This is a genomic window from Streptococcus sp. 5346, from assembly GCF_013277455.1.
Taxonomy (GTDB): Bacteria; Bacillota; Bacilli; order Lactobacillales; family Streptococcaceae; genus Streptococcus.
On sequence record NZ_VMMY01000024.1, the window covers coordinates 1 to 3,047 of the forward strand.

General features: G+C 34.7%; 2 protein-coding genes. Both read right to left on the minus strand.

All coding sequences use genetic code 11. The features are described from left to right. Positions 1-146: 146 nt before the first annotated feature. Complete coding sequence (locus tag HT732_RS10070; RefSeq protein WP_173254991.1) at positions 147-1,694, minus strand: ABC transporter ATP-binding protein; 1,548 nt, start codon at positions 1,692-1,694, stop codon at positions 147-149. Positions 1,695-2,076: 382 nt separating this feature from the next. Beyond that, a complete protein-coding gene (locus HT732_RS10075) occupies positions 2,077-2,973 on the minus strand; it encodes a tyrosine-type recombinase/integrase (RefSeq protein ID WP_173254993.1) in 897 nt (298 codons plus the stop codon). Positions 2,974-3,047 lie beyond the last annotated feature (74 nt).

A 3,047-nucleotide genomic window follows, 5' to 3' on the forward strand; every position in this document is an offset into this window, starting at 1 on the left:
CTGACTTCGTCAGTTCTATCTACAACCTCAAAGCAGTGCTTTGAGCAATCTGCGGCTAGTTTCCTAGTTTGCTCTTTGATTTTCATTGAGTATAAAAAGCAAGGAATTCGGGTTCCTTGCTTTTTAAAATCGTATGTTATAGACTATTACTTTTCTTTGCTTAAGTGAATGACTTGGTCGTAGTGTTTTAAGTCTTCTTCCGTGTAGTGGTGAATGACTTCAATGACTGTTTGAGGTAGGGAGAAGAGCAAGTCGCTAATTTTTCTGCTATTTTCCGAGTCAAGATTGGCCTTAATCTCATCTGCTAAGATGAGTTGGCTATCATGGTAGAGGGCGCGAGCGATTTCTAGGCGTTGTTTCTCGCCACCAGATAGACTATCATTGCTGAGGGGTCGATTTTTCAAATGTTCTAATCCTGTTTTTTTGAGGATATGATTTAAAGTCTCTGGATTTTTATCCAGTCCTAGAAGGATATTGTCTTCCAGAGATAGCGTGTCAAAGCAATGGCTATCTTGGAGGATATAGGAGCTGGTGCCCGTGATTTCTTGACGTGACAGGTTCTGACCAGCAAAGCTAATCTGACCACTTGTTGGTGTCTCTTCTCCATGAATGATATTGAGCAGGGTTGTTTTACCAGAGCCACTTTCCCCGATAATGGCAATTTTTTCTCCTTGCTTGATGTGTATGGAAATCGGAGACAGGAGGCTATTCCCCTCTTTTTCAAGGCAGATGGTGTCAAGTTGGATAGGGAAAATATTTTCTATGCTTCTAGGCGAGATGGGATCAGACTGGTTCAAAAGTTTTTGGTATTTGTTGAGAAGAGTTCGAGTCGCTTTTCGGGTGTTGGTAAAGTAAGCCAACTCTTGGAATTGATAGCCGATATTATGGGAAACTAGATAGATAGCCACAAAACTCGCCGCATCTAAATAACTATAGTAGGTCATAAAGCCACCGATGACGATTGGTGTGACAGAACAAAAGGCATCGATGCTATTGATCAAGAGACTGTTTAAAGTTCGTTGTTTTTCATAGTTGATTTCGGCATCCAAACTGGTTTGTAATTGCTTTTGATAGCGAGCAAAAAAGTAGTCTTGCCCCTGATAATGGCGAATTTGTTGGCTACCACCAATAAAATTTGTCAAGCTTGCTAAGTAGCTTTGGTTAACAGTTGACCGCTTTTCAGAAAGTGAGTCCAAACGCTTTGATCCGATAGCACTACAGAGGACAGGAAAGGAGTAGAAGATGATGAAAATCAAGCCCAGGTAAAAATTGGTCCATAAGGCATAGAGAATGGACACAGTTGTGAAGCCAAGAGAAGAAATGATGATGACCGTTGGCTCAATATAGCTTTCTTCTACTTGCTTGACGTCGTTTTCTAGGTCAGACAAAATATCCTTTTCATCAATCTCATAACTGTTTAAAAATCGTTTGAAAATAGCACTCTTGATTCCATATTTGAAGTCAGTAATCAAACGAGCGTAGTAATAGCGTTTTCCAGCTAAGCCTAGTAAGAGGATAAGATTACCAAGGATTCCTAAAATCAAAACTTTCCAAAGAAGGCCTAGTTCTTGATTGGTAAAACTGGCAACAATATTCTGAACAAGGGCTGGCGTGATAATTGCTTCCAGCCAAGTAATGGCAATAGAAAAGAAGTAAAGTACGAGGTGCTTCTTAGTAACAAATCTTCTCAGCATAAAGAGTTGACCTCCCTATCGATATACATGTAATCAGTTTTAAAGTTATTATACTCCTTTATCACAAATACTTCATATAAAAAGGAGAGGTATCATGTCTAACTCTACAAGTAACTGAAAATTGTATTAAATCTTCGAGGAGATATGGTTTTAAAAATTTTAAAACACAAAACAATTGTTACTTTAAAAGTTTTTAAAGTTGGGATATGAAACAGATTGAATCTATAATAGTACACTGCGGTTGCTAAAACATTTCTAGAAATTAATTTGACTATCTTAATATATTTTTGCATATTTTGTTTCAATATACTATACTATCAATGCTTATTAGGATATAGTAAAACAATTATAAATATATGAAACAAGTGTGTTTAATAAGTGTTCATTTTTTATCAGAATGAATCACTGACATAGGATTAAAAGAACTAAGTATTTCTTTTTGTTTTGAATGAGATACGTGAGTATAGATTTGTGTGACTGATATAGAACTGTGTCCAAGAATTTGTTGAATATATCGAATATCTACATCACTATCTAGAAGCATTGTCGCAAAGCTATGTCTAAACATATGTGGTGTAATAGTTCTAGATAAGCTGTTTTGTTCAACGATTCTCTTTAAAACTAAACGTACACTTTGCTCTGACAATGGTTTAAGTGAATGTTTCCCTGGGAACAAGAAATCATTGGATTCATTTCTTGTTTTATTTATATATGTTTCTAATAAATTGAATGTTTTTTGATCTCCTAAAAATAGGATACGTTCTTTCTTACCCTTTCCTACAATATGGAGTGTTTTATTGGAAAGATTAATATCTTTGAGATGAATGTGACAAAGTTCAGAAATTCTGATGCCTGTTGAAAGTAAAAGTGAAATAATTAGTAGATTTCTTTCAGCGTGTTGTTTTTGATAGTCAGTTTTAGATACAATTACTTTCTGTTCTAAATATATAAAAATGCTTTTCAGAATATCATACGAAATCGTTTTAGGTAATATTTTTTCAGTTCTAAATTGAAAGCGCAATTGATTGAAGGGATTCTCTTCAATTATGTTCTGGTATTTTAGATAGTTATAAAACACCTTCATACAAGCAATTTTTCTTCTTAGTGTATTCGTTTTTATGTTAGATTGTGTCAACTGTTCTATATAGGATTCGACATTATCATAGTCTGAGTTATAAAATTGCATAAGATCATTCTTATAAGCGCGAATCGTGTGTGAACTCAAACGCTTATGAGTTTTGCAATAATCTAAGTAAGTAGAAATAAGTTTATAATCCATGAAAATCTCCTTTATCAATAATCATGCTATTATAAACCTATTTGAGTGCTTTGTATAGCGATAATAAATTGTTA

What these genes read in the sequence shown, in the direction of transcription:
- HT732_RS10075 (WP_173254993.1), bottom strand. Translation starts at nt 2,973, where the DNA reads ATGGATTATAAACTTATTTCTACTTACTTAGATTATTGCAAAACTCAT.
- HT732_RS10070 (WP_173254991.1), bottom strand. Translation starts at nt 1,694, where the DNA reads ATGCTGAGAAGATTTGTTACTAAGAAGCACCTCGTACTTTACTTCTTT.